Here is a 5084-nt window from a genome sequence, read left to right on the forward strand (position 1 = left end):
CGTAGCTACAGAACGCAAATGTGTAGCATCTACTCGTAGCTACCCTCGCCAGAAGGTGGTGATTCGAATTGGCAGGCAATCATCCACGCTCTGGCGAGCGTAGCTACAGAACGCAAATGTGTAGCATCTACTCGTAGCTACCCTCGCCAGAAGGTGGAGATTCGTATTAGCCGGCAATCATCCACGCTCTGGCGAGCGTAGCTACAGAACGCAAATGTGTAGCATCTTCTCGTAGCTACCTTCGCCAGAAGGTGGTGATTCGTATTGGCAGGCAATCATCTACGCTCTGGCGAGCGTAGCTACAGAACGCAACGTAAACCACCCGGGCGTCACTGCATGCGCAGTCCTCGTGTATAGGCTTCCAGCAACGATAATCAGCGGGTAGCATCCGTGAATGAAAGAAAATCATTGGTGTACACACAAGTCGATCTCGCTAGCGGCATTGGCCTTTGCTGCGATGTTACCTGTTTGCTGCGTTTCGTTTGCAGCGGAATCGATTCCCCATGACATACAATACATTGTTCTGGAGGGTGGTGGACCTGACCAGGGGCCTGGTCGAGATGTCGCCGCCAATTTTCGCTCGGTCGCTCGTCGATTCGGCGCCATGCCGGCCTCCTCGAGTCGGATGGTGGCCTATGGTGTGCAACAACTTCGCATTCTGTCACGTTCTCCCGAGGTCGTCCGGCGTGATGTCGAGCAGGCACTGGATCTCGCCGAACGCACCGGCGTCCCCGTGTTCTTGCATGTCGATTCGTGTTACGGATGGGGCGCCGAGGATGTCGCCAATCCAGAGGACGCTCCGCCAACGCGTTTTTGGCAGCACCCCGAGATGCGAGAGTGGGATCGTTTTCCCGATGCGGAAAAACTGCCCGAACGCATTCCACGGCCCTGGTTCAACTGGGGGCCATGGTGTTCGCCCGCCCCGGCGATCCCCGCCTTTGGATCACCATCGCTGACCGCCTTCGCCTCGTCGCAGCTCGACAAGGGAGTGCTAACGCCCTTGGTCGCTCGCCTTCAGCAGTGGCGAAGTCGTGATCGGGAACATCTGTTTGCCGGAATCAATATCGGCTGGGAAGTCCACGTGCCCGACTTTGGCGATCCGACCTTGCTTCGCTTGATCAATCGCGAAAACGGCGTCGTGCGAGCAGGGGCTCCGCGATCAGCTCGAGGCATCGAGATGGACCGATCGTTCATTGGTAAGCAGCTTGGTTACGCCTCCTTGCACTGGCGTGGTTGGAACGAAGCACGGTTGTTGCAGGCAGCTAAGCTGGAAGGAATTCCGCGTGACGCAAAGTTTCGCCAACTGTGTTACGAGTCGATTCACGATTACATGGAAACGCTGGCCAAAACATGTCACGACCGCGGCATCCCATCGGACCGGGTCTACACACACATTGTTGCACTGGCGACCGTTAAACCGGCCAGCACCACGCGTCCGCCGATTTGGACTGCGGTCAATCGCTACTCGACCGCCGGGTTCACGATGGACAATCGCGGCGGAGCTCGTTTCGACTTGCACGAACTTGTCAAGCAAATCCGCGAGGCCAGCGGTGAAGAAGACGTCCGCTTCGGAATGGTCGAATCCTATTTTCGCCTCGGCGATCAGATCTACGTTGACGATCCCGAACAATGCCGCCAGGAACTGGAGTCCATGTTCGCAGCGGGGGCAACCATCCAGGCTTTCTATGGTGGTTTCCCACTGGCCAACCGAACCCCCGAAGCCGCAATCTCAGCGATTCAAGCGTGGCTTGCTGCGGAGTAAATCCTCCTTGATCTGACTCGGGGGCACTCTCAACTGCGGCCACACATAAATGCGGAACTGCTGCTGTAGCTCTTTCCTCGGCATCGACACCCCGTGCGACACCCCGTGCGACAAATCGGGGGGACTGCAAACACGCAGGTATTGGCGTCGAATATTGTGAGTGAATCAGTTCAATGCTGTCACCTCTGCACCGACGTAGAAGTCTGATGATTTACTGGCATTGATTACAGGCCGGAGGCCGACACACTCTCGGTCAGTGTTACGGCCTCCGGCCTATTCGCTTGCTGCCTTGGTGGAGCGGCAGCAGAAAGATTGCGACACCAATCATCACGTGCCTCGAAAATTTTTGCAGTGCAACCTGCCCCCCTAGATGCAACCCATTGCACTCCACGCGGCGGCTTGCGGATGAACCACAATGAGTTCGGCGTCCCGACGTTGCAAATGCAATATCCAGGGGGGGGCACATCACGCTCGCCGGCAGGTGAGTATTCGCCGGTGGCCCACCTGAAACGCTGGGTTTGACGCTTTGATGCGGAGGTTGGTGAAAAATCGAAAGGCCGGTTTTCGCTCCGCAGGACAAGGTTGCGAAGGACTGCCGCCCATAGCCGCGGTGAGCCCGACATTAACGAGCCAAATCACTTAATCAACTTGTTGATTTCTTGTATAGATTTAAACTGTGTGAACAAACCGGTGCCCGGTCGCTACGGGCCATTTTGCAAGTAAGGCGGCAAATCAAGAGGTTGTTTTTCTATGCGGTCGCCCTGTTGCACCCCACGATGGACCTGCGTTCTGTTGACATTGGCCTTCATCACATGGGGGCTGTTTCGCGTTGTCACGATCGATGGTGGTCTGAAGGTTGCAGCAGCTGCTGAATCAAAAACAACCGCAGCCGGCCCTGAAAGCGACGGTGGTCGCGTCTCCGAGTCGACGCTGCCGCACGCTGCTTCGCTGAGCGAACTCAAAACGTTGGGGGCCGAGAAATCCGCCTACCTCGAACCGTCGCACATCGCGGTCGATCAGCCTCGGCAACGAGATGCCGCCATCTTTGATCAAAAGATCAAACCGATTCTGAATCAATCCTGCACCGATTGTCATGGCCCTTACGGCGCCGAAGCGATCTTTGACATCACCGCGATCGATCCCGACATGGTCAACGGTGGCGATGCCGAGTGGTGGGAAGAGGTATTGGCGGCGCTCAACAACGGCGAGATGCCGCCTCCTGACGAAATGGAGATGGAGGATCAGGATCGTGCAACGGTCGTTGAGTGGCTGAGCAACGAGATTCACTATGCCTCCATCGCACGTCGCGCACGCGAGTCCAATACGTCGTTCCGTCGATTGACGAAGTATGAATACAACTACGCGCTACAAGACTTGCTTGGCCAACCCTGGGACTTCGCCAAAGACCTTCCACCGGAGTCAGTGTCGGAGGACGGCTTTCAAAATAGTTCGGACTCACTGCATCTTTCGGTATCTCAATTCGAAACGTACCGGCAACTTGCACGACGTGCGCTCGATCGCGTGACCGTAAGAGGCCCGCGTCCTGACCTCGTTCGCTGGGATCACCGTATGTCGGATGCGGCCGCGATCGAAGAACGAATGTATCAAGCGAAGATCAAAAGGCTTGAAAAACGTTTCGCTGACGACACCGAAAAACGCGAGAAACAAATTAGCACGACAACGCGGCTGTATCGGAATCCAGGCGACGGGCCTTACTATCTGAACGTCGCAACCGGAGAAAAGGCCCGCGCGAAATGGGAATACAACGGAGCTCAGTATGCGATTGAGCCTGTCGATCCCGCCGAAACGGCTTCCCCAAAAGCCACCAACGTCGATCCCACTCATGTCGCGGTGCTCCCAGCGGGTAGAAATGCGAATCTGACAATCGAACTGGGTAATCAAATTCCCGACGAAGGGTTGCTGCGTGTGCGTGTCCGCGCGTCACGTGGCCCCGACCAAAAACGAATCCCAAGCATGCATTTGGTGTTCGGTTGGCGAGCGACCAACGAGGGCCGCGCCGACGTGCGAGTCAGCCAACAAGATACAGAGGTAACGGCCGCAGCAGGGTCGACCGAAACGTATGAATGGTTGATTCCGCTTGGCGAAATCGATCCGCGAAACGCCGAACGCAAGACGTCGACGATGGGGCAATATCCCAGCCCATCGGAATACATTCGGCTGGTCAATAGCTCGGTTCCCCAAGGCCGTGACAAACCTGCCGATATCGTGATCCAGTCGGTCGAGGTCGTCGCGCCGATTTACCACGAGTGGCCGCCAAAATCACACCAGCAGATTTTTGTTGGCAATCGAAACAACGAGGATCTGTCGCGCGAGCAAGAAGTCGCATATGCACGCGAGATCCTGACGAGCTTCATGCCCCGTGCATGGCGATTGCCGGTCGATTCCTCTGCGGTCGAAAAGAAAGTCGCTCTCTTCGAAGCGGTGCGTGGTGGCTGTGATGATTTTCAGGATGCGATGCTCGAAGTGCTTGCCACCGTACTGACTTCTCCAAAATTCCTGTACGTTGCTCCCAAGCCAATCACGCCAGCGGAAGATTTCGTTGATGGCGAACCGGTGACAAAAGCCTCATCGCCGAATCGGCGACTTACTGACGGAGACCTCGCCACGCGGCTGTCGCTATTCCTGTGGTGCAGTGTGCCGGACGAGCGATTGGTGGAATTGGCTGCCTCGGGGACTCTACATCAGCCAGAGGTGCTGCGTGCAGAGGTCGATCGAATGCTTGCCGATCCTCGTCATGAACGTTTCGTCCAGCATTTTGTAGGGCAGTGGCTCGGTATGCGAGCGTTATCGTACTTGGCGGTCGACAAGAGCTTCACCGAATTCGATCCGTCGTTGAAAGAGGCGATGCAACAAGAGCCTCGTGCGTTTTTCGCAGAGTTGCTGCGGACCGACGCCAGCGTGCTGGATATCATCCACGCCGACTACGCCACAGTGAACGAGCGATTGGCGGTCCACTACGGAATCGCGGGTGTCGAAGGCAACCAGTTTCAACGGGTCTCGTTAAGCGACGAAGCTTCGCGGGGCGGAATCTTGACGCAAGCGGGCTTGTTGGCAATGAACTCCGACGGAGAGCACTCGCATCCGCTGAAGCGAGGCGTCTGGATACTGAATTGTTTGCTGAACGATCCGCCACCACCACCACCGGCAGCGGTTCCCGAGATCGATTTGGCGGACCCTGACATTGCCAAGCTGACCTTAAAGCAACGTATCGAAGACCATCGCAATCAAGCGGCCTGTATGTCTTGCCATAAAAAGATCGACCCGTGGGGGATCGCCTTCGAAAACTACGACGCCATCGGAC

General features: G+C 56.5%; 2 protein-coding genes. Both read left to right on the top strand.

Translation table 11 applies throughout. The features are described from left to right. The first annotated feature begins 394 nt into the window (after nt 1-394). Nucleotides 395-1762, top strand: a complete 1368-nt coding sequence (locus ABX962_RS29720) for a hypothetical protein (RefSeq protein ID WP_372724963.1) — start codon at nt 395-397, stop codon at nt 1760-1762. A 750-nt stretch (nt 1763-2512) separates the two neighbouring features. Next, nucleotides 2513-5084: DUF1592 domain-containing protein (locus ABX962_RS29725; RefSeq protein ID WP_372724965.1), on the top strand; the 2572-nt coding region annotated here is incomplete at its 3' end.

It is taken from the genome of Novipirellula sp., from assembly GCF_041583735.1.
Lineage (GTDB): Bacteria > Planctomycetota > Planctomycetia > Pirellulales > Pirellulaceae > Novipirellula.